21 protein-coding genes and 1 pseudogene are annotated in these 20,635 nt (G+C 63.2%); 10 read left to right on the forward strand and 12 right to left on the reverse strand.

Annotated elements, in window-relative coordinates:
• Positions 1 to 24 precede the first annotated feature (24 nt).
• Both JQ591_RS14580 and JQ591_RS14585 read left to right on the forward strand, forming a co-directional pair.
• Positions 25 to 573, forward strand: a complete 549-nt coding sequence (locus JQ591_RS14580; RefSeq protein ID WP_211396689.1) for a gluconate 2-dehydrogenase subunit 3 family protein — start codon at positions 25 to 27, stop codon at positions 571 to 573.
• Positions 574 to 602: 29 nt separating this feature from the next.
• The gene (locus JQ591_RS14585; protein WP_211396690.1) at positions 603 to 2,171 is read left to right on the forward strand and encodes a GMC family oxidoreductase; all 1,569 of its coding nucleotides are present in this window, start codon (positions 603 to 605) and stop codon (positions 2,169 to 2,171) included.
• 138 nt (positions 2,172 to 2,309) lie between these two features.
• Here JQ591_RS14585 and JQ591_RS14590 read toward each other — a convergent pair whose 3' ends face one another.
• Positions 2,310 to 2,627, reverse strand: coding sequence for a ribbon-helix-helix domain-containing protein (locus tag JQ591_RS14590; protein ID WP_211396691.1), 318 nt, complete (start codon positions 2,625 to 2,627; stop codon positions 2,310 to 2,312).
• A 263-nt stretch (positions 2,628 to 2,890) separates the two neighbouring features.
• Between JQ591_RS14590 and mutL the strand changes: the two genes are divergently transcribed.
• Entirely contained in the window at positions 2,891 to 4,702 is a 1,812-nt protein-coding gene (gene mutL / locus JQ591_RS14595) for a DNA mismatch repair endonuclease MutL (RefSeq protein WP_211396692.1), read from the forward strand.
• Positions 4,703 to 4,711: 9 nt separating this feature from the next.
• Here mutL and rsmD read toward each other — a convergent pair whose 3' ends face one another.
• Positions 4,712 to 5,266 carry a 16S rRNA (guanine(966)-N(2))-methyltransferase RsmD gene (gene rsmD / locus JQ591_RS14600; RefSeq protein WP_211396693.1) on the reverse strand — a complete coding sequence of 185 codons (555 nt, stop codon included), beginning with the start codon at positions 5,264 to 5,266 and terminating at the stop codon, positions 4,712 to 4,714.
• Between the two features lie 2 nt (positions 5,267 to 5,268).
• A complete protein-coding gene (locus JQ591_RS14605; protein WP_211396694.1) occupies positions 5,269 to 7,419 on the reverse strand; it encodes a pseudouridine synthase in 2,151 nt (716 codons plus the stop codon).
• Positions 7,420 to 7,536: 117 nt separating this feature from the next.
• Between JQ591_RS14605 and JQ591_RS14610 the strand changes: the two genes are divergently transcribed.
• Entirely contained in the window at positions 7,537 to 7,995 is a 459-nt protein-coding gene (locus tag JQ591_RS14610) for a nucleoside deaminase (RefSeq protein ID WP_211396695.1), read from the forward strand.
• Here the strand turns inward: JQ591_RS14610 and JQ591_RS14615 are convergent.
• On the reverse strand, positions 7,992 to 8,897 hold the full coding sequence (locus tag JQ591_RS14615) for an alpha/beta fold hydrolase (protein ID WP_211396696.1): 906 nt from the start codon (positions 8,895 to 8,897) through the stop codon (positions 7,992 to 7,994). The genes JQ591_RS14610 and JQ591_RS14615 overlap by 4 nt on opposite strands.
• Before the next feature lie 169 nt (positions 8,898 to 9,066).
• Entirely contained in the window at positions 9,067 to 10,350 is a 1,284-nt protein-coding gene (gene purD / locus JQ591_RS14620; RefSeq protein ID WP_211396697.1) for a phosphoribosylamine--glycine ligase, read from the reverse strand.
• A 612-nt stretch (positions 10,351 to 10,962) separates the two neighbouring features.
• Here purD and JQ591_RS14625 point away from each other — a divergent pair.
• The 4 genes from JQ591_RS14625 (at position 10,963) to JQ591_RS14640 (ending at position 13,387) form a co-directional block, all read left to right on the forward strand.
• Positions 10,963 to 11,331, forward strand: a complete 369-nt coding sequence (locus JQ591_RS14625) for a hypothetical protein (RefSeq protein WP_211396698.1) — start codon at positions 10,963 to 10,965, stop codon at positions 11,329 to 11,331.
• Between the two features lie 11 nt (positions 11,332 to 11,342).
• Entirely contained in the window at positions 11,343 to 11,891 is a 549-nt protein-coding gene (locus tag JQ591_RS14630) for a hypothetical protein (RefSeq protein ID WP_211396699.1), read from the forward strand.
• Between the two features lie 4 nt (positions 11,892 to 11,895).
• Positions 11,896 to 12,702 carry a Swt1 family HEPN domain-containing protein gene (locus tag JQ591_RS14635; protein WP_211396700.1) on the forward strand — a complete coding sequence of 269 codons (807 nt, stop codon included), beginning with the start codon at positions 11,896 to 11,898 and terminating at the stop codon, positions 12,700 to 12,702.
• Between the two features lie 148 nt (positions 12,703 to 12,850).
• Positions 12,851 to 13,387 (forward strand): REP-associated tyrosine transposase, encoded by a 537-nt coding sequence (locus JQ591_RS14640; RefSeq protein ID WP_211396701.1) that lies wholly within the window; start codon positions 12,851 to 12,853, stop codon positions 13,385 to 13,387.
• Positions 13,388 to 13,481: 94 nt separating this feature from the next.
• On the opposite strand, the gene JQ591_RS35665 is transcribed toward JQ591_RS14640, so the two are convergent.
• From JQ591_RS35665 to JQ591_RS35300, 4 genes and pseudogenes are all read right to left on the reverse strand, one after another.
• Positions 13,482 to 14,660, reverse strand: coding sequence for a DUF3775 domain-containing protein (locus tag JQ591_RS35665; RefSeq protein ID WP_211396703.1), 1,179 nt, complete (start codon positions 14,658 to 14,660; stop codon positions 13,482 to 13,484).
• A 3-nt stretch (positions 14,661 to 14,663) separates the two neighbouring features.
• Positions 14,664 to 15,002 (reverse strand): hypothetical protein, encoded by a 339-nt coding sequence (locus JQ591_RS14650; protein WP_211396705.1) that lies wholly within the window; start codon positions 15,000 to 15,002, stop codon positions 14,664 to 14,666.
• Positions 14,999 to 15,922: a helix-turn-helix domain-containing protein gene (locus JQ591_RS14655; RefSeq protein ID WP_211396706.1), complete on the reverse strand. Its 924-nt coding sequence runs from the start codon at positions 15,920 to 15,922 to the stop codon at positions 14,999 to 15,001. Before JQ591_RS14655 ends, JQ591_RS14650 begins: the two co-directional genes overlap by 4 nt.
• Positions 15,923 to 16,397: 475 nt before the next feature.
• A pseudogene (locus JQ591_RS35300) lies at positions 16,398 to 16,484 on the reverse strand (transcriptional regulator); the annotation flags it as partial.
• 116 nt (positions 16,485 to 16,600) lie between these two features.
• Between JQ591_RS35300 and xseA the strand changes: the two are divergent.
• Positions 16,601 to 18,241 carry an exodeoxyribonuclease VII large subunit gene (gene xseA / locus JQ591_RS14660; RefSeq protein WP_211396707.1) on the forward strand — a complete coding sequence of 547 codons (1,641 nt, stop codon included), beginning with the start codon at positions 16,601 to 16,603 and terminating at the stop codon, positions 18,239 to 18,241.
• 454 nt (positions 18,242 to 18,695) lie between these two features.
• On the opposite strand, the gene JQ591_RS14665 is transcribed toward xseA, so the two are convergent.
• Entirely contained in the window at positions 18,696 to 18,881 is a 186-nt protein-coding gene (locus JQ591_RS14665) for a hypothetical protein (protein ID WP_211396911.1), read from the reverse strand.
• Positions 18,882 to 19,022: 141 nt separating this feature from the next.
• Entirely contained in the window at positions 19,023 to 19,847 is an 825-nt protein-coding gene (locus JQ591_RS14670) for a dienelactone hydrolase family protein (RefSeq protein ID WP_211396708.1), read from the reverse strand.
• A 176-nt stretch (positions 19,848 to 20,023) separates the two neighbouring features.
• Between JQ591_RS14670 and JQ591_RS14675 the strand changes: the two genes are divergently transcribed.
• Positions 20,024 to 20,251 (forward strand): DUF2093 domain-containing protein, encoded by a 228-nt coding sequence (locus JQ591_RS14675; RefSeq protein ID WP_007596922.1) that lies wholly within the window; start codon positions 20,024 to 20,026, stop codon positions 20,249 to 20,251.
• A 10-nt stretch (positions 20,252 to 20,261) separates the two neighbouring features.
• Here the strand turns inward: JQ591_RS14675 and JQ591_RS14680 are convergent, their stop codons facing one another.
• On the reverse strand, positions 20,262 to 20,567 hold the full coding sequence (locus JQ591_RS14680; protein ID WP_211396709.1) for a hypothetical protein: 306 nt from the start codon (positions 20,565 to 20,567) through the stop codon (positions 20,262 to 20,264).
• Positions 20,568 to 20,635: the final 68 nt, after the last annotated feature.

Here is a 20,635-nt window from a genome sequence, read left to right on the forward strand (position 1 = left end):
CACAAAAATCGAAGGAGGAATGCCATGAGAGAAGTCGATCGTCGAAGCAAGCACAGCCGCCGCGTCTTTCTCAAGGGCGCCGCGACCGCCGTACCGGTCGCGGCAGTCGCGACCAGCGTCGCCGTCAGCATCGAGGGCGCATGGGCTGACGAGACAAGCGCGCTTTCGCCCGCGACGATGAAGACGCTGCTGAAGGTCGCGCGCGATATCTATCCGCACGATGTCCTCGGCGACAGCTACTACATCACCGCGATCAAGCCGTGGGACGGCAAGGCGGCGAAGGATCCCGTAGTCAAGTCGCTGATCAGCGACGGCATCACACGGCTCGATCAGAATGCGCGTGATCGCCACAAGGTGGCTTACGCTGAAGTGCCCTGGGAAGCCGACCGCGTGGTGCTGTTGAAGGAGATCGAGCAGAGCGACTTCTTCCAGAAGGTGCGCGGCGACCTCATCGTCTCTCTCTACAACCAGAAGGAGGTCTGGCCGCGGTTCGGCTACGAGGGCTCCTCCGCCGAGCACGGCGGCTACATCAACCGCGGCTTCGCCGACATCGACTGGCTGCCAAAGGCCTAACGCCCACCCAACGGTTCAGGAGAACGCATATGGCAAAATTCGATCTGAACGACTCCAGCGTTGTGGTGATCGTCGGCTCCGGCGCCGGCGGCGGCACGCTGGGCAACGAGCTCGCGCAGAAGGGCGTCAAGGTGGTCATCCTCGAAGCAGGTCCCCGCATCGAGAATCAGGACTTCGTCAACGACGAGTGGGAGAGCTTTTCCCAGCTCGCCTGGACCGATGCGCGCACCACATCCGGATCCTGGCGCGTCGCCAAGGATTTTTCGGGCCTTCCCGCCTGGATCGTCAAGGCAGTTGGCGGGTCCACAACCCATTGGGCGGGCGCGTCGCTGCGCTTCGACGAGCACGAGTTCAGGGTGAAGAGCACTTACGGCAGCCTTCCCGGCGCCAACCTCCTGGACTGGCCGATCACGCTCGCCGAGATCGAGCCGTGGTACGCCAAGGCCGAGAACAAGATGGGCGTGACCCGCACCAACGGCATTCCCGGACTTCCCGGCAACAATAACTTCAAGGTGCTGGAGGCCGGCGCAAGGAAGCTCGGCTACAAGACTGTGCATACCGGCAACATGGCGATCAACAGCCAACCGCGCGACGGCCGCGGCGCCTGTCAGCAGATCGGCTTCTGCTTCCAGGGCTGCAAGTCCGGCGCGAAATGGTCGACGCTCTACACCGAGATCCCCAAGGGCGAGGCGACCGGCAATCTCGAGGTCCGGCCGAGCAGCATGGCGATCAAGATCGAGCACGACGCCGGCGGCAAGGTCACCGGGGTCGTTTACGCCGACGAGAGTGGCGCGATGCAGAGGCAGAAGGCGCGCATCGTTGCGGTGGCCGGCAATTCGATCGAAAGCCCGCGGCTGCTGTTGAACAGCGCATCCACGATGTTTCCCGATGGCCTCGGCAACTCAAGCGGCCAGGTCGGCCGCAACTACATGCGCCATATGACCGGCAGCGTCTACGCAGTGTTCGAGAAATCGGTGCACATGTATCGCGGCACCACCATGGCCGGCATCGTCCGCGACGAGGCCGCCAACAACCCGAAGCGCGGCTTCGTCGGCGGCTACGAGATGGAGACACTGTCGATCGGACTGCCGTTCATGGCGGCGTTCCTCAACCCCGGCGCCTGGGGACGTCCGTTCACCGCGGCGCTCGACGGCTATCCGCGGATGGCCGGGATGTGGCTGGTCGGCGAAGACATGCCGCAGGAGACCAATCGCATCACGCTCGATCCTGTCGTGAAGGACAAGTTCGGTCAGCCGGTCGCGAGCGTTCACTTCGACGACCATCCCAACGACATCGCGATGCGCGCGCACGCCTACAAGCAGGGTGCTGCGGTTTACGATGCCGTCGGCGCCACCGCGAGCTATCCGACACCGCCCTATCCGAGCACGCACAATCTCGGCACCAACCGGATGAGCGAGAAGCCCAGGGATGGCGTGGTCAACAAGTTCGGGCAAAGCCACGACGTCAAGAACCTGTTCGTCTCCGACGGCAGCCAGTTCACCAGCGGCGCGGCCTGCAATCCGACGCTGACCATCGTTTCGCTGGCGATCCGGCAGGCGGATTACATTGCAGGCGCGATGCAGAAGAAGGAGATCTGACGCCCGACGTCCATCGGCTGGGAATGGAGCACACCGCTCCCTCCCCGTCATTGCGAGCGAAGCGAAGCAATCCAGAATCCCACCGCGGTGACGGTCTGGATTGCTTCGTCGCAAGAGCTCCTCGCAATGACGGTAGGGCTATTCAGCCGCATCAAGAATGGGCGCAACGGCGACCTTGAAATCCCGTACCGGCGCCACGCTCCGGGAGCGATAGATCAGGCAGGAGCAGCGCAGCAACGAGGCGAAATTGTTGACCTCGCCGTGATGGTCGAGCACCTCGTTGTAGAGCGTCGTCAGGAACTTGCCGACGCTCATGTTCTCCTTGGCCGCGATCTCTTCCAGCGTGTCCCAGAACGCCATTTCCAGACGGATCGAGGTGCAATGCCCACCGATCCGCAATGAGCGGGTCTGGGATTCGTAGTCGCCTTGGGGCTGATGCGCGAAGAGATGGCACATGGCGTCCTCCCGTCCTGTTGCCGTTTTTTCACGATGCTACACCGCAGCCCGGCACCCCACAATCGGGACGGCAGCCGGAGATTGATCCACCCGGTTGCACGATTTTGTCGAACGTCCAATCTCTTCAATGTGATAGACAGCCCTCTTCCCCAGGCCGCCACGTTCCTGTTGCCCAACACATGCTTTTGACGCAACACGGCCTAGAATAGTGCTGTCAGCGAATCCAGATCGAAGCCCAAGATCGAAGCCCAAGATCGAGTTTCATGCCCGTCCGCCAATTGCCAGAACAGGTCGTCAACCGCATTGCCGCCGGCGAGGTGGTCGAACGTCCCGCGAGCGTGGTCAAGGAACTGGTCGAGAACGCCATAGATGCTGGCGCGAGCCGGATCGACGTCTTTACCGATGGCGGCGGGCGCCGGCGGATCGGCATCACCGACGACGGCAGCGGCATGACCGCCAAGGACCTGTCGCTGGCGGTCGAGCGTCACGCCACCTCCAAGCTCGACGACGAGGATTTGCTGCAGATCCGCACGCTCGGATTCCGCGGCGAGGCGTTGCCCTCGATCGGCTCTGTGGCGCGGCTCTCCATCACCACGCGGCATGCCAGCGAGCCGCACGCCTGGGCGCTCAATGTCGATGGCGGCGAGAAGTCCGAGATCATGCCGGCGGCGCTCGCGCATGGCACGCGGGTCGAGGTCAATGACCTCTTCTACGCGACGCCGGCGCGGCTGAAGTTTTTGAAGACCGACCGGACCGAGGCGGAAGCGATCCGTGAGGTGGTGCGGCGCCTCGCGATGGCGCGGCCCGAAATCGCCTTCACGCTCGCGGGCGAAGAGCGCGCCCCGGTGACCTGGGCTGCGGCGCTGCCGGGCGTCGCCGGTCGCCTGACTCGTCTCGGCGACATCCTGGGGGCCGAGTTCCGCAGCCATGCCATCGAGGTCCATGCCGAGCGCGAGGGCGTGGTGGTCGCCGGCTATGCCGCAGCGCCCGCGCTGACCAAGGCCAACGCGCTCGGGCAATATCTCTTCGTCAACGGCCGCCCGGTGCGCGACAAGCTGATCCTAGGGGCGGTACGCGGGGCCTATGCCGACTATCTGCCGCGCGACCGCCATCCGGTGCTGGCGCTGTTCGTCACGCTCGATCCGCGCGAGGTCGACACCAACGTGCATCCGGCCAAGACCGAGGTGCGGTTTCGCAACGCCGGCCTCGTCCGCGCGCTGATCGTGCACGGATTGAAGGAAGGGCTTGCGCGGGAGGGCCGGCGCACGGCCGCCAACAGCGGCGAAAGCGCGCTGTCTTCGTTCCGCCCCGCATTCACGCCGCGCCCGGCAAGCTGGCACTGGCGTCAGTCGCCATCCGCCCCGGTCGCGCCGATGCCGTCATTCGACGGTGCGGTCGCGTCCGCCTTCGCCGAGCGCGCACAGGCCGCGTTCGACGTCGGTGCGCCCAGCGCGGACGTACGGATCGAAACACAGCCCGCCGGCGATCTCGTCGACCGCCCGCTCGGCGCTGCGCGCACGCAGATCCACGAGACCTATATCGTCTCGCAGACCCGCGACGGCTTGATCATCGTCGACCAGCACGCCGCGCATGAACGCATCGTCTACGAGCGGCTGAAGGCCTCGCTGGCTGCCAACGGCGTGCAGCGGCAGATCCTGCTGATCCCCGAGATCGTCGAGATGGACGAGGCCACGGTAGAGCGCCTGCTTGAGCGAAGCGAGGAGCTGGCGTCGTTCGGCCTTGCGATCGAATCCTTCGGCCCCGGCGCGGTTGCGGTGCGCGAGACGCCGTCACTGCTCGGCAAGACCAACGCGGGCGGGCTGTTGCGCGATCTTTCCGAGCACATGGCCGAGTGGGACGAGGCGCTGCCTCTGGAGCGCCGGCTGATGCACGTCGCCGCCACCATGGCCTGCCACGGTTCGGTGCGCGCCGGCCGCAGGCTGCGGCCGGAGGAGATGAACGCCCTGCTCCGCGAGATGGAGGAGACGCCGAACTCCGGCCAGTGCAATCACGGCCGCCCGACCTATGTCGAGCTGAAGCTGTCGGATGTCGAGAAGCTGTTCGGGCGAAGGTGATGTTCGACGTTACGGCCGCTTCAAAAACACGAACTCCGTGTCGTCATAAGCGCGCCGCTCCAATTCCTCGTAACCCTCAGGCGCCACGAACTGCGCGGCCTTCGCTTCCTCGACAACCAGCAGCGCGCCCGCCGTCAACCAGCCGCCGTCGCGCAAGCTCGCAAGCGCCTTCTCCGCAAACCCCTTGCCATAGGGCGGATCGAGGAACACCAGCGAGAACGGCTCGACCGGATGTGCAGGCCCGAGATCGGTCGCATCACGGCGATAGACTTTTGTCACGCCACCCAAACCCAGCGACTCGACATTGTTCCGCAGCAGGGCGCGCGCTTCCGCGCCGTTGTCGACGAACAGCGTGAACTTCGCGCCGCGTGACGACGCTTCGATCCCCAGCGCGCCGGTGCCGGCGAAGAGATCGAGCACGCGCGCATCCGGAATCGGATCGTCGTAGGCGTGCACGAGGATGTTGAACACGGACTCGCGCAGGCGGTCCGCCGTGGGGCGGATGTCGCGCGAGGACGGTGAGGCCAAATTGCGCCCCTTCAAACGACCGCCGACGACGCGCAACGTCAGTCCTCCTTCGGCGCCAGATCGCGCTTGCCGTGATAGCCGCGCTTGGGACGGCGCGGCGGGCCATAGCCGCTCGCCTCGGCCTCGTTGCGCTCGCGCGCTTCCTCGCTGCCGGTGCGTTGCACCAGCACGCGGCGGCCCTTGCGGTCGTTGATCACGCCGCGCTTGGTCGCCGGCTTCTTCTCGCGCGGCGCGTCGTCTCCCTCACGCGAGGCAGATTTCTGCGGCACGTCGAACTGCGCGCCCGATTTCTCGATGATCTTTTCGCCGAGCTGGTCGCGCAGCACGCGGGACTTGATCTCCTCGACCTGGCCTTCGGGGACCTCGCCGAGCTGAAACGGGCCGTAGGACACCCGGATCAGCCGGTTCACCTCGAGTCCGAGATGGGCGCAGACGTTGCGCACTTCGCGGTTCTTGCCCTCGCGGATCGCGAAAACCAGCCAGACATTGGCGCCCTTGTCACGCTCCAGCGTGGCGTCGATCGGACCGTATTTGACGCCCTCGACCTCGATGCCGTTCTTCAGCTCGTCGAGCTGCGTCTGCGTGACGTCGCCGTGGGCACGGACACGATAGCGGCGCAGCCAGCCGGTGTCCGGCAGCTCGAGCGTGCGCGCGAGCCCGCCATCATTGGTGAGCAGCAGCAAGCCCTCGGTGTTGAAGTCGAGCCGGCCGACACTGATCAGCCGCGGCAGACCTTCGGGCAAATTGTCGAACACGGTCGGACGCCCCTCGGGATCGTCATGCGTCGTCATCAGACCGCGCGGCTTGTGATAGAGGAACAGCCGCGTGCGCTCACGTTCCGGCAACGGCTTGCCGTCGATGGTGACGACATCGTTCGAGGTGATGTCGAGCGCCGGCGAGTTGATGACACGGCCGTTGACCGCGACGCGGCCCTGCGTGACCATCTCCTCGGCATCGCGGCGCGAGGCGAGGCCCGCACGCGACAGCACCTTGGCGATACGCTCACCGGCCTTCTTCGGCTTCGGTGCTTCGTCCCGGCGCGGGCGGCCTTCGAAATCCCGATCGCGGGTGCGATAGGCGCCGCGACCGCCGAAGGCCGGACGTTTCTCGAAGATCCTGCTCGTGTCCTCGTTTTCGCGGCGCGGACGATCGCCGTCGCTGCGCGGATGCTCGTGCCAGTCGGAGCGGCCCTCGGAGCGCTCGCGCGGACGATCGAATTTCGGGCGGTCACCGCCGCGCCCGCCACGCTCGGCATCGCCGTCACGACGGGGCCTATCGAACTTGGGACGATCATCGCGCGGGCGATCGAATTTGGGCCGCTCACGGAACGGACGATCACCCGATGCACGATCGTCGCGCGAACGCGAAAAGCGCGGACGATCTTCGCCGCCACCTTGCCGATCGTCGCGCTTCTGCCAGGGCTTGTCCTGGCCGCGGTCGCTGCCGCCAAAATCCTTGCGCGGACCAAAATCCTTGCGCGGACCCTTGCTGAAATCCTTGCGCGGCGGCCGGTCGCCGCGCGGAGCCGCATCGCGCTTCTGCCAGGGTTTTGAATCGCTGCGCTCGCCACGGTCCGGTGCGCCGCGCGAAAACTTCCGCTCGCCGTCGAACTTGCGTTCCGGACGGTCGCCACGCGGCGCGTAGGGCCGCTTGTCGCTGGTCCGGCCGGCCGGACGGGAATCGTCGCGATCCCTGCGCGGCGGACGGTCATCACGCCCATAGGACGGGCGATCACCGCGCGGCTTGAACGGCCGCTTCTCGCCATCGCGCGAGGGGCGATCAGAGAATGGGCGGTCGCCACGGGGCTTGAACGGGCGCTTCTCGCCGTCGCGCGACGGACGATCGGAAAACGGACGGTCTTCACGCGGCTTGAAGGGACGATCGCCACGCGGCTTGAAGCTGCGCTCGCCACGATCCTCGCCGCGCGGCCGGTCTTCGCGCTTGAACTTCGGGCGGTCGCTGAAGTCGCGGCGCGGGGCATCGCCCTCCTCGCGGCGGCGGAACGGACGGCTGTCGCGGTCGCCTCTGGGCGGGCGCGCGTCGCCTTTGTCCCCAGGAGGGCCGCGCTTGGCGAACTTCTTGTCGGGCCCGCGCGGCTTGCCGGACCGGCCCTTGCCCGCGCCCCCCTTGGCCGGGCCGCGATCACGTCGGCCGCGGGAATCGTTGTCTTTGTCGCTGTCGCGAGGCATGAATAATCTCACTCAGGGGGTGGCCAAAAGCATTGTGCGCGCTCGTTCGAGCCGCATGCTCAGGCAAAATCGGTAAGCACTTCTGCTGAAGGCGCAGCTACTAGCAGGTTTCTCGGGATGATACGAGGCTTGAAAGCCCCCTCTTTCATGGATTTGGCGCTCAAAACCGCCGAAAACGCCGGAAAGTCGGGCGAAGTTCCGATCGGATGCGTCGTGGTCCGCAATTACGAGGTCATCGCCACCGCGGCGAACCGGACGCTGACCGACTACGACCCCACGGCTCATGCCGAGATCATTGCGCTGCGCGAGGCGGCCAAGAAAATCGGCAGCGAGCGCCTGGTCGACTGCGACCTCTACGTGACGCTGGAGCCATGCACCATGTGTGCGGGCGCGATCTCGTTTGCAAGGGTGAGGCGCCTTTATTACGGCGCCGCCGACCCCAAGGGCGGCGCGGTCGAGTCCGGCGTGCGGTTCTTCACCTCGCCGACCTGCCATCACGTCCCGGACGTCTATTCCGGGGTCGGCGAAAGCGAGTCGGCGCGGCTGCTCAAGGACTTCTTTCGGGAGCGACGCTAAGGCGCGGCAAAGAACTCACGCAGCGCCTTCGCGGTGACGTCGGGATTCTCCTCGGTGAGGAAGTGCCCGGAATCCACCGGCATGCCCACGACGTTGGTCGCCCATTGCTTCCAGATGTCGAGCGGGGTGGCGGCGGCTTGCGCCACGCCCGCATTGCCCCACAGCGCCAGCATGGGAATGGTGATCTTCTTGCCTGCCTCGAAATCGGCCTTGTCGAGATCGTAATCGAAATAGGCGCCGGCGCGATAATCCTCGCACATCGCATGCACGCGGGCGGGATCGCGGAACGGGGCGATGTAGTGTTCGAGCGCGCGCTCGTCGATGGCGTTCAGCGTCTTCGACCTGGTCTGGCTCGCCATCTTGAAGCGCAGGAAGAACTCGCCATTGCTTGCGACCAGCGTCTCCGGCAGCGGATAGGGCTGCGCCAGGAAGGTCCAGTGATAGATCTTCAGCGCGTAGGCGCGGTTCATCCGCTCCCAGTAATTGTAGGTCGGCAGGATATCGAGCACGGCGAGACGCGACAGCCGGCCGGGATGATCGAGCGCAAGCCGATAGGCGACGCGGCCGCCGCGATCGTGGCCGGCGAGCGCGAAGTGCACGTGGCCGAGACTTTCCATCGCCTCGACCATGGCCTTCGCCATCGCGCGCTTGCTGTAGGGCATGTGCAGCGCGTCGCTCTCGGGCATGTCGGACCAGCCATAGCCGGGCAGATCGGCGATGATCAGTGTGAACTGGTCGCTCAGCTGCGGCGCCACGCGGTGCCACATCACGTTGGTCTCGGAGAAACCGTGCAGCAGCAACAGCGGCGGTCCCTTGCCGCCGACGCGGGCGAAGATGCGGCCGAAGGAGGTGTTGATCCATTCGGAGGCGAAGCCGGGATAGAGGTCGGCGAGATCGGACATCTTCTGCATCCTTATCTGGTCAGCGCTGGATCTGCGCGATCTTGGGGGCCCAAAACAAAAATGTCGAAAAACAACCCCATGCACAGTAGCTAAGTTCAACAGCCGCCTACACAATTTTGGAGTGCCGTCGGGCGGGCCGCAAATTGCGCGCGCGTGCGAAAAAAGCCTGTCAGTTCTTGGCCTTCTCGGCTTCCACCGCCTGCCAGCCGATGTCGCGGCGGCAGAAGCCTTCCGGCCAGTTGATGCGGTCGACGGCCTGATAGGCGCGCACCTGCGCTTCCGTCACGGTCTTGCCGAGCGCGCAGACATTGAGCACGCGGCCGCCATTGGCGAGGATGGCGCCGTCCTTCTCGACGGTGCCGGCGTGGAAGATCTCGGCGGTCTCGACCTTCGCGGCGTCATCGAGCCCCTCGATCCGCGTGCCCTTCTGATAGTCGCCGGGATACCCCTTCGCCGCCATCACCACCGTGAGCGCGGATTCCGGATGCCAGCGCAGATCGAAATTCTTGAGCTGCCCGTCGCAGGCGGCGAGGAAGGCCGGCACGATGTCCGACATCATCCGCAGCATCAGCACCTGGCACTCGGGATCGCCGAAGCGGACGTTGAACTCGAACAGTTTTGGGCCCTGCGTCGTCAGCATGATCCCGGCGTAGAGGATGCCGCGAAACGGCGTGCCACGCTGCTTCATGCCGGCGACCGTCGGCAGAATGATCTTGGCCATGATCGCGTCATGGATCGCCGGCGTCACCAGCGGCGTCGGCGAATAGGCGCCCATGCCGCCGGTGTTCGGGCCGACGTCGTGGTCGAACACGCGCTTGTGGTCCTGGGCGGACGCCAGCGGAATGGCGGTCTCGCCGTCGCAGAGCGCGAAGAAGCTGATCTCGCGGCCCGGCAAAAACTCCTCGATCACGACTTCAGTGCCGGCCTCGCCGAAGGCGCCCTCGAACATCATGGCGATGGCGTCCTCGGCCTCGCGCACGGTCTTGGCGACGACGACGCCCTTGCCGGCGGCAAGGCCGTCGGCCTTGACCACGATCGGCGCGCCCTGGCTCTGGACGTAGGCACACGCATCGGCAGCATTGGTGAAGCGCTGGTAGGCGCCGGTCGGAATACCGAATTCGGTGCAGAGCGCCTTGGTAAAGCCCTTCGAGCTTTCGAGCTGGGCGGGGATCCTGTTCGGCCCGAACGCCTTGATGCCGGCGGCGGTGAGGTCATCGACGATACCGGCCGCCAGCGGCGTCTCCGGGCCGACCACCACGAGCTCGACCGCATTCGTCCTGCAGAAGTCGATCACGGCGGCATGGTCGGCGACGTCGAGCGCCACGCATTCCGCCTCGCGCGCGATCCCGGCATTGCCCGGTGCGCACCAGAATTTGGTCACCAGGGGAGAGGCTGCGATCTTCCACGCCAGGGCATGTTCGCGGCCGCCGGAACCGAGCAGGAGAATGTGCATCGAAGGCTCGAAATGAGGGGTTTGCTTGGGGGCGGAGGTCGCATGAATCGGGGTGAGGCTCAAGGGGTGTTGCCCCCAACTTCCCCGCCATTCCCGGGCGAGCCGCTTGGTGCAGCGATCAATAGCAATCGGATGAGCTCGGCTGCTCAACAGATGCTCCATCGCTGTTCTGCGGGATTGCCGCTTTCGACCGTCAGTTGTCCTAGTTTCTATTCATATTGAATAACTTGAATAATTCAAGTCTTTTCAATATGATATTTCGAGACAAGTTAAATCTAACTGACAAACAATATGAAATCGAACGGAGTAGCTAGCCTGTTGCAAACGGATCGATGCAAGCACGTTGAGGCCCTACCAGATGTAAATCTTGCAAAAAACCGGGATTTTCTGTGCCACGTCTGAGACCTGATCGGCCGTTCAACAGATACTCCATTGCTGTTCTGCGGTGTTGCCGACTTCGGCCTAAAGTTGTACTAGACGTTAGTCAATATGACTAACTAATTATAATTCGGTTGCTGCGGATATAACCTGCTAATATACGATTATACGACCATATTGACTCGCGGAACTTAATATCTTATTATACTAATGAACAACTCGGATGACTGCCAGATGTCCAAAGCCGTGATCACTACCAAACATGGGGCTACCGTGGCGATTGAAGGATCGCACGAGGAGGTGCTCGCTCTCGTTGCGCTGTTCGATCGAGGCACAGCCCAATCTGTCAGTGAGCCCCCTGCGCGCACCGGCAAGAGCGCTCCCAACTCGAAGGGAAAGCCAACTCTTGCACTGCTGCTTTCTGATTTGATCGGCGGGGGCTTCTTCTCAACACCAAAGAAGCTGAGCGCAGTGCGCGAGGCTCTGGAAGAACGTGGTCACTTCTACCCAGTTACGACGCTGTCTCCGGTGTTGTTGCGTCTCGTGCGTAAGAAGGAACTGCGTCGCCTCAAAGATAAGGGGCAATGGACCTACGTGGGATAAGGGGTCGTGTGATGACGAAGAGCGTAACGGAAGTAGTCGCCGCAATCGTTAAGGAGCTGACCCCTCTTGGAGCCGAAGAGCGTCGGAGGGTCATTCAGGCCTCTCTAGTGCTTTTGGGGGACGCGCCAGTGGTGGCGGCAGTGTCCACCTCAGAAGCCGCGAGTGAACTTGCCGATCCGGGCCTCTCGCCACGCGCGCGCGCTTGGACAAGACAGAATGGGCTGTCTTTAGAGGAGCTTCAGCAGACCTTCCACCTCGAAGGGAATGACTGTCAGCTGATTGTCTCCGAGATCCCCGGTAAGGCAAATCGAGACCGTGTCAGAAACGCCTACCTTCTCGCTGGTGCGGCGCGCCTCATCGTGACCGGGGAGCCGAAGTTCGATGACAGGGAGGCGCGGGATTTGTGCGAGCGCTTCGGGTTCTTTGATCCTACCAACCACTCGAAGTACTTGAAGGGCGGGAACGAACTTGCAGGCTCAAAGGAAAAGGGGTGGACCCTTACCGCGCCGGGGCTCAAGCAAGCGGCGCAGCTCATCTCGGAACTCACCAGAGCAACGTAATCCGATGGCAGATTTCTTTAATCTCTTCGCAAAATCAGTGGTGACGGCCAACCTCGACAAGGTTGAGCAAGCAGCCGCTTTCCTTTGGTGGGCTGAGAAAAGAGACCGAAAGCTATCGGCTTCAATTCCAGAGGTTTGTGCCTATTTCGTCGAAGCTCGTCTGCCGAAGCCAAACAGCACAAGACTGGATAACGATTTTCGCAGATCGAAGCTGGTAAGTCGCGCGAATGGCGCCCGGTTTCGCCTCTCCCACACAGGCCTTGAATGGGGGACTGAACTGTTCGGCGTCTTTGCAGTGGACGAGATTGTCGAGGCCAAAAGGACAGCCGACAGCGTTGTTGCCGACATTGACCTGACGCGGTGCCCCTACATCAGTGACGACGACCTTGCCGATGCACGGAAAATGGCTGAGCTGCATGTCGCGTTGTTCTCGTTGGAGAACTCAGTTCGGCGCCACATTGAGAAGGTTTTGACGGGGGGTCTCGGTGATACTTGGTGGGAACAGGCGGCTTCGGGACCAATGAAGCGGAAGGAGCAAGAGCGTCGCGCAAACGAGGCTCAAAACAAATGGATACCTTCTCGGTCAACCTACGGTCCGCTATATTCGCTGGATTGGCCAGACCTAGCCACGTTGATCAGGAAGTACGAGGACTTGTTCCGAACGTCGATTGGAGACATCAACTTCCTTCATCGGTTTCTTGATCTTGGCAACCTGCGCAATGTGGTCGCTCATAACGGCGTCATCGACGAGCCAATGCAATTCCGTCGGGTGGAGCTCGCGATACACGACTGGATTAAGCAGGTAGGCTAAGCTTCTCTTCGGGGGGCGAGTTTGTCAAAGCTAAAGCTCGCTGGAGGCGGTATCCGATTCTTGGAGTACGGTGACACCGCAATCAGCCCGTAGGATGGGTTGAGCCCTTGCGAAACCCATCGCACTTGTTTCGTGGTAACGTCCCTTCATGACCTCGTACCGCCGCAACTTCGTTTCGGGTGGATGTTTCTTCTTCACCGTCAACCTGGCGGAGCGGAAGCTAGCGTTGCTGACGGATCATATCGGATTGTTGCGCACGGCGTTTCGTGAAACGCACCGACGCCATCCATTCACGATCGATGCCATCGTGGTGTTGCCTGATCACCTTCACACGGTGTGGACATTACCAGAAGGTGATGCCGATTTTGCAATGCGCTGGCAGTTGATTAAATCCACCTTTTCGCGCGGTCTGGCTCGCAACGAGAGGATATCCCCAAGCCGCGCGGCCAAAGGTGAGCGGGGCATCTGGCAACGCAGATATTGGGAGCATACCGTTCGCGACGAAGCCGATTTCGCACGGCATGTAGACTATGTTCATATCAATCCGGTCAAGCACGGGCTCGTCGACAGAGTCCGTGACTGGGCACCCTCCTCGTTTCATCGCCATATAAAGCTCGGCAATTACCCGGCCGATTGGGCCGGCGATCAGTCGGATGACGGCCGCGATTTCGGAGAACGGGGATAGAGAAGCGATGGGTTTCGCAAGGGCTCAACCCATCCTACGAGCTGCGGTTCCGGCTTTTGCACCGATGATCCCCCGGCCCCGCGACAGGCGGCCGTCAAAGCCCTTCAAGTTGTCCTGAAAGAGCCAACCGCCCTGCTTTCCTGGCTCCGATCTGAAGACATTGCAAAAGATTTGTCTTGTCGACGAGATGGCGAAGCTGTTCGGGGAGGTCCTGCTCTGCGGCCTGTTTGCGCTTCACATGCGCAATCCTGTCATCGAATTGCTCTGCCCAATATCCATCCCGGCCGAGATAGTAGAGCGTTTCAAGCTCGGCGATTTCATCGCCCGTAAGCTCCTGAAGAATCGTCTTCAGCACCGCTCTCTGGACGGCCATGCCTTCCATCAGGTCTTCGACACTGATATCCGCGCCATTGATGACGGCAGGTTCCGCATCGGGGTCCCTTGGCGGGTGCAGTTTCCGCCATTCCTCAATGACGCGAACTGCCTTGGCGTCGGTCAGGGATAGGGGCTCGCTCTCGCCACCGAGCCTGCCTTTCATTTCGCGGTTCGCCTTGATAACATTGAGCGCATCGGTGAAGTGCTTGCTGCCGAGATTGAAGCGCTTCTTGATCGCTTCCTTGGCGGCGGTAAAGGCGTCCGTCTTCCATTCGGCCAGTGGTGGCAGCATCGCGGTGATCGCCACCAAGTCGCTGCGTGAGCAGCGGTCGGTGTATGCCTTACCGCCGCGCTCCTCGACAAAGTCGATGGTGCGATGCTTGAGCCCATCGATGACGGAGGCCAGCCGCCGGAGGCTGATGCGGATCACCGCAATATTGGCGAGAGGCTCGTCCTTCAAGCTGACATCACCGTCGCGGTTCAGGTGGTAGCGCAGCTCCTGACCGTCTCCGTCGATACGCGTCAGACTCGCGATGAACGGCTCCAACGCAGCAAGGCCCTCGCGAAGCTTCTCGTCGCCGATATTGGCCCCGACGAGCTGATCGTAGTGACCTCGGATATCGTGATTGGCTGGATGCCCTTGGGCGAGAGCACCATACTTAACGAGCTGGTTCGTGACGTATTTCAGTAGCAATTCGACGGCATGCCGTGCGTTGTAGAGAATGGGGAGAACCAAAGTATCGCGCCTGCCCAACATGTTCTTCTGAATGACGGCATCCGCAAGCTCCCATGCCGCTTCGATGTAGCCGTCGAGGTAGTGCAACTCGTCTCCCTGCTGGCCGATGCAGGCGTTCCATGTACCGTCCGGCGGCAATGTAAAAAAGGGATCGTGACTCACGAGCTATCCTTTTGGGGTGCATTCAAGACCTTGCGTTCTTCCCGAATCGCAAAGATTATCTTTTCGCGCGTTCCGGAGCAGGCGGCGCTCGCGAGTCCTGGTGGGGTGGTATGCCGTCACGATCTGGCCATTCTTCACGACCAGCCGTTTGCCGACGAGACGGCGGAAGCGTTGCAGAAGCAGCTTTAGGCCGTGCTCGGCTTCTCGATAATCCTTCTCCCGAACCAGATAGCCATCATTGACTTCCGTGCCAATCAGGGCGATCAACTCAGCATCTCTCGGCACGAGGCCGCGCTGAGACATGCGTACCGCCGCGTGTTTCGTGATGGTGAGCGTGCTCATATTACCGCCCCTGATTTCTTGCGGCGCTTGGCAGCCTCATTATGTGCGTTAAAGAACGCATCGGCTTGCTCGCGCACCCAAACCGCGCGCTTATCCGCGTTTCCAGTGACGCCCTGCAGATCCTTCGGCATGTCGTAGAGATCCACGACACCGGTCAGAATTCTCTTGGCCAGGGTCTCGTCACCGTTGACCATGTCCCGGGCTTCGTTGCGACACACCTGAAAGATTGGATAATCGATCGGTGAAAAGCTCTCGAAGCTGGTCATCTCGCCCATTTCCTCCGTCAATTTTGAAAGGAAGACCGCGAACGGATTGTCGACATCGTCACCGAACGAATGGACAAGACCGTCGCTAAAATCGTCGTCCCCAAAGCACATCCCGAAAATGTCGTGAGCCTCGATGGATCGCGCTTCCGCGGCGATCTTCTCCTCGGAATACATGAGATTGGGAGGCGGCAAATGCTGCATCTCTTTCTCGATCGCCCGCGCGGTTTCGCAGGCCTCCTCGAGCTTGTTGAGTCGACGGCGGCGTTCGCGCAGGCTCATCTCGGCCGCCCAGCAGAACAATAGCGGTGCGAGTTCCATCACTTGCCACGGCCGAACGAAATAGCGCTCCGAAATCAGGTAGAGAAAATTGTTCGCCGTTCTGCTGACGCCGAAACCGGATTGGCGCCGCCGCTTCGTCAGCTCGCTTGGCTGGCCTTCCGGCGCCAGCGCGTCTCGCATCAACTCGGCTGGCTCAACGCTTAGTGCGAGGGCGAGCCGCTTGATTGTGTTTTCACGGGTTTGGCACGGCTCGCTCCGCCGCTCGATGCGGGAGATGGTCTGCTTGTTGACCTTTGCCATTTCGGCAAGCCGTTCCTGCGACCAACCTTTCCAGAGTCGCAGGGTCTTCAGGATCATTGGGTTTAGCTTTGCCATAGGCCAATCTCCTCGCTTGACCTAAATAACCTTAATATACGTATCATTTAAATAGACATTTAGACTGCATTTCGAGAATGAAGTCAGCTCTTCGCATGATCGATGTGCGTTTTTTAACCCAGAATGCTTACCTCGATCTAGGTTCGAGCGCGCCCTAACGGGACGGCTCTCGTGAACCGACCTTGGCGTCTCAGCCTTGGAATTACGGTGACAGTGCTGGACTGCACCTAATTCGTCAGCTCTCTTGGGAGTTAAGTGCACCATCACCGCAATTCGGGCACACACGCCCCGCCTTCTTTCTTCCCCCTTGTGGGGGAAGGTGGCGCGAAGCGCCGGATGAGGGGTTGCATCCGCAGACCCAAACGTCGAGTGGGGCTCGCCGAGAGAACCCCTCACCCGAGTGAATTTGTGTCTGCTGGCATCGCTGCCCTCTCCCGCAAGGCGCGAGGGCACAATAATCGGCATCGCAGAGAGCTAACTGCCTCCCCGCGATGATCTCCTGCAGCGTCGCGAGATGCCGAGCGAAGGCGCCACGGCCGTTAGCGATAGTCTGCGGCTTCTTGCGCCGTTGCACGATGGATTCCGGGCTCGTCGCTTCGCGCCGCCCCGGAATGACGGCGGAGAGAGCAGGATTCGCGCTTGCCGGCGAAAAGCCTTAACGTCGGGGCTGCGCCCAAAATGCCGAATCGTTTGCCGATGCCGCCTGCGGAACCCCTGCTCAACACGCCCGAATTCACCGTTTCCGAGCTCTCACAGTCCCTGAAACGGACGGTGGAGGACACCTATGGCCATGTCCGGGTCCGCGGCGAGATTTCCGGGTTCCGCGGCGCCCATTCCTCCGGCCATTGCTATTTCGCGCTCAAGGACGAGAGCGCCAAGATCGAGGCGGTGATCTGGAAGGGCGTGCACGGGCGGATGCGCTTCAAGCCCCAGGAGGGGCTCGAGGTCATCGCCACCGGCAAGCTCACGACCTATCCGGGCTCCTCGAAATACCAGATCGTGATCGAGGCGCTGGAGCCGGCCGGCATCGGCGCGCTGATGGCGCTGATGGAGGAGCGCAAGAAGAAGCTCGCCGCCGAAGGCCTGTTCGATGAGGCGCGCAAGCAGCTGCTGCCGTGGCTGCCCGAGGTGATCGGCGTCGTCACGTCGCCGACCGGCGCCGTGATCCGCGACATCCTGCATCGCCTGGAGGACCGCTTTCCGCGCCACGTGCTGGTGTGGCCGGTCAAGGTGCAGGGCGAAGGCTCGGCCGAGCAGGTCGCAGCCGCGATCCGCGGCTTCAACGCGCTGCCGGAGGGCGGCAAGATCCCGCGCCCCGACGTGCTGATCGTCGCGCGCGGCGGCGGCTCGCTGGAGGATCTCTGGTCGTTCAACGAGGAGATCGTGGTCCGTGCCGCGGCCGAGAGCATGATCCCGCTGATCTCGGCCGTGGGGCATGAGACCGACATCACGCTGATCGATTTCGTCGCCGACAAGCGCGCGCCGACGCCGACGGCGGCGGCCGAGATGGCGGTGCCGGTGCGCAGCGATCTCTTTGTCGAGGTCGGCGATCTCGGGCGCCGCACCCGCGCCTATTGGCAGCGCAGCCAGGAGAGCCGTCGCAGCGAGCTGCGTGCCGCCGCGCGCGCGCTGCCGGCAGCCGGCGACCTGCTGGCGATCCCGCGGCAGCGGCTTGATTCGGCGGGGGCGTCCCTGCCCCGCTGCCTCAAGGCCAACACCCATGCGCATTTCCGAAGGTTCACCGCCGCCAGCGCCAAGCTGACGCTGCGGGTGCTGCACGGCCAGATCGCGCAGGCCGATCATCGCCTCACCGTGTGCGGCGAGCGGCTCGGACTGTCCACGCGCTCGCTGCTGCGGCGGCGGCGCGACCGCTTTGCCGGGCTGGAGGTGCGCTTGCGCGCCTCCAAACTGTCCAATGCGCAGGCGCAGCGCAACGCGCTCGCGCGCCAGCGCGAGCGCACGCATCGCCTTGCCGAGCGCGCGGGCCGCGCGCTCGTGACGCTGTTGCAGCGGCTGGATGCCCGCGTCGAGAACAGCGGCAAGCTGCTCTCCGCGCTGTCCTATCGCGGCGTGCTCGCGCGCGGCTTTGCGCTGGTGCGCGATGAAGCCGGCCATCCCCTGCATGCGGCCGACGCGATCGGTCCCGGCGCGCGTGTCGAGATCGAGTTCGCGGACGGACGCGTGGGTGCAACGGCGGATGCGGATCGGCCGGCGCCCGCGGCGAAGCGCGCGCCGTCGCAAGCCAAGCCGGCGGCGCAAGAGGCCAAACCCGCGCCGAAGCGCGTGGGCAAGCCGGTGGATCAGGGTAATTTGTTCTGAGGGCTGAGAGCGACGCTCCGCCCTCGGTGTCATTCCCCGCCACCGGGGCTCGCCTTCGGCGAGCCCGATGACAGGCTCCAGCGGGGAATCCAGTACGCCGCGGCCTCTCGACGAGCCATTGACGTCTCGGCGTACTGGATCGCCCGGTCAAGCCGGGCGATGACAGCGAGTATGTAGGACGCACGTGCCACACACTCGCTGTCGTCCTGGCGAAAGCCAGGACCCATACCGCGAGGTTTATCGGGTACGCGTGGTGCCAATTCCGAACGACCAGTCTTCGCCAAACTACTCCCTGGGGTAATGGGTCCTGGCTTTCGCCAGGACGACGCTGGGAGAGGCGCGCATGCAGCCCAACCTCGTCATTGCGAGCGCAGCGAAGCAATCCAGAATTTTTCCGCGGAGGGACTCTGGATCGCTTCGCTGCGCTCGCAATGACGGTGTGGGAGCAGTCCGCCTACCGGCAGGACAATCCCGCGTCGATCGTGGTCCAGAAGCCGCAATGTTCCGGCGCGAGTTGCGGCGCGCCGGCATATGCTTCGAAGAGGTGGGCTTCGAACAGGAAGACCGCGACGGTGAAGACGATCAGTGCGGAGGAGAACAGGACAAAGCGGTTGCGCATGGGATTGCGTTTAATCGACATCGTGGTCGAATGATGGCGTCGTCACGGGCTGAAACCGCCACGGCGCGCGATCCGTAGATTCACGGTCGGCCATACTCCGTGCAGGGCGGTGGTCGATGCGGGGCTGTCCGCCAAATTTGTTCCTCGGGCGGCCCCGCTTGGTTACCGCGCCAGCCACTCCGCGACCTCTTTCTGCGCCTCCGCGCGCGCGACCGCATCGGTACCGAGATGGCCGTGCTCGGGCGCGGCGGCATCAAGGCTGCCGGCAGCTGCGTGCAGCGGCGTGTTGGCACGGTCGAAGTCGTGATAGGCGCCGGGATAGACCACGATGCGCGCGAGCGCGCTGCGGCCATGCGCACCCTCGACCATCTGGCGGCAGGCCGGCGGCGACGAGACGTCGTCATTGGCGCCGATCAGCACAAGCGTCGGCACCCGTGTGCTCCACCCCAGGCCAGCGGAAATCCTGCAGTCCGGATAGAACGCGATCGCGGCGCGGAAATCCGGGCCCGCATCGCGCGCAATGCTCTGCGGACGCACGGCCCAGAGCAGCGCGCTGGCGCCATTCGCCCACCCCATCAGGCTGACGCGGTCGCGCGCAACCCAACTCTGCTTCATCAGCCAGGCACGCGAAGCCGCGATGTCGGCGACGCGTTCGCGCCGCGCCTTGACGTGCATCTCCTTGACGCGGCATTGCGGCCCGAGCTCGCGCGAGCCGTAGCTGTCAGGGAGCAGGACGGCGTTGCCGGACTTGAGCAGCCGCTCGGCCCAGTCGCGATAGCGCGGCAGGACGGAATCGGGATGGCCACCGAGGCCGCCGCAGCCGTGCAGCGCGATCACGGTCGGAAACGGCCCCGCACCCTCGGGCTTGTAGAGCTGCGCATGCAGCACGCCGGACGCCAGCGGAATCTCGACCGGCTGCGGCGCCGGCGACGCGTGCGCGGCCGAGATCAGGAACGTCAGGAACAGGGCGGTCAATGGAAGGCGCATCGGACTCTGCCGTTGGATCCTTCGTTCATGCACTATCACGCGGAAACGCCGCCAAAACATCACAAACCGGTGGGTTTACCGGGCGGACAAGCCACCCTATTTATGCTACATCCCGTCCAACACATCGTGCCCCTCCAATGTGATCCCGGAGAGGCCTTCCACGGAGACTTTCGACCGTGCTGAACAAGTTCGGCCCCTCTGGCCATGGCGAAGCGCAGGTGCAGTATCTCGACGGCGATTTCCGCGTGATCTCGCCGGGGACCTTCGTGCGCTGCGCGATCACCGATACGCGCATCCCGCTCGACGAGTTGAAATACTGGAGCGTGGACCTGCAGGAAGCCTACGCCACGCCCGCCGCCGTGCTCGAGCGGCATTACCCCGGCGCGCCCAAGCCGCAAGCGTGAGGCCGCGGTTCTATTGCTGCTCCGCGCCATCCGCGCCCACGCAGGTTTTTATGAAACTCTTCCTGGTCTCGCCGACGACCTTCTGATCGATCGCCTGCTTCAGGCAATCGAGCCGCGCCTGCGCCATGCAGAGCTGCATCTGGTCGCGCTTGTCCTGTCCCTTCAGGCTTGCCGTCGTGGAAAGACACGTGACGCGCTTGGTCGCGGGCACCGGCACTGTGGCGGTGGAAGCCGCCGGCGGCGTCGTTTGCGCAAACACGGGCGCAATGATCAGACACACAAGGCTGGCGGCAACGGCGGCAGACGGCAACTTCATCGTGTTCTCCTGAGCGTCTGAAAACGATAGGAGCTTGCGATGAATGGCGCCTGAATATCCTCGTCGCC

The sequence above is a fragment of the Bradyrhizobium canariense genome, assembly GCF_018130465.1.
Lineage (GTDB): Bacteria > Pseudomonadota > Alphaproteobacteria > Rhizobiales > Xanthobacteraceae > Bradyrhizobium > Bradyrhizobium canariense_C.

Bases quoted from the DNA above. Each gene is read 5' to 3' on its own strand.
- JQ591_RS14580 (WP_211396689.1), top strand. From the start codon at position 25: ATGAGAGAAGTCGATCGTCGAAGCAAGCACAGCCGCCGCGTCTTTCTC.
- JQ591_RS14585 (WP_211396690.1), top strand. From the start codon at position 603: ATGGCAAAATTCGATCTGAACGACTCCAGCGTTGTGGTGATCGTCGGC.
- JQ591_RS14590 (WP_211396691.1), bottom strand. From the start codon at position 2,627: ATGTGCCATCTCTTCGCGCATCAGCCCCAAGGCGACTACGAATCCCAG.
- mutL (WP_211396692.1), top strand. From the start codon at position 2,891: ATGCCCGTCCGCCAATTGCCAGAACAGGTCGTCAACCGCATTGCCGCC.
- JQ591_RS14605 (WP_211396694.1), bottom strand. From the start codon at position 7,419: ATGCCTCGCGACAGCGACAAAGACAACGATTCCCGCGGCCGACGTGAT.
- JQ591_RS14610 (WP_211396695.1), top strand. From the start codon at position 7,537: ATGATACGAGGCTTGAAAGCCCCCTCTTTCATGGATTTGGCGCTCAAA.
- JQ591_RS14615 (WP_211396696.1), bottom strand. From the start codon at position 8,897: ATGTCCGATCTCGCCGACCTCTATCCCGGCTTCGCCTCCGAATGGATC.
- purD (WP_211396697.1), bottom strand. From the start codon at position 10,350: ATGCACATTCTCCTGCTCGGTTCCGGCGGCCGCGAACATGCCCTGGCG.
- JQ591_RS14625 (WP_211396698.1), top strand. From the start codon at position 10,963: ATGTCCAAAGCCGTGATCACTACCAAACATGGGGCTACCGTGGCGATT.
- JQ591_RS14630 (WP_211396699.1), top strand. From the start codon at position 11,343: ATGACGAAGAGCGTAACGGAAGTAGTCGCCGCAATCGTTAAGGAGCTG.
- JQ591_RS14635 (WP_211396700.1), top strand. From the start codon at position 11,896: ATGGCAGATTTCTTTAATCTCTTCGCAAAATCAGTGGTGACGGCCAAC.
- JQ591_RS14640 (WP_211396701.1), top strand. From the start codon at position 12,851: ATGACCTCGTACCGCCGCAACTTCGTTTCGGGTGGATGTTTCTTCTTC.
- JQ591_RS14650 (WP_211396705.1), bottom strand. From the start codon at position 15,002: ATGAGCACGCTCACCATCACGAAACACGCGGCGGTACGCATGTCTCAG.
- JQ591_RS14655 (WP_211396706.1), bottom strand. From the start codon at position 15,922: ATGGCAAAGCTAAACCCAATGATCCTGAAGACCCTGCGACTCTGGAAA.
- xseA (WP_211396707.1), top strand. From the start codon at position 16,601: ATGCCGAATCGTTTGCCGATGCCGCCTGCGGAACCCCTGCTCAACACG.
- JQ591_RS14665 (WP_211396911.1), bottom strand. From the start codon at position 18,881: ATGTCGATTAAACGCAATCCCATGCGCAACCGCTTTGTCCTGTTCTCC.
- JQ591_RS14670 (WP_211396708.1), bottom strand. From the start codon at position 19,847: ATGCGCCTTCCATTGACCGCCCTGTTCCTGACGTTCCTGATCTCGGCC.
- JQ591_RS14680 (WP_211396709.1), bottom strand. From the start codon at position 20,567: ATGAAGTTGCCGTCTGCCGCCGTTGCCGCCAGCCTTGTGTGTCTGATC.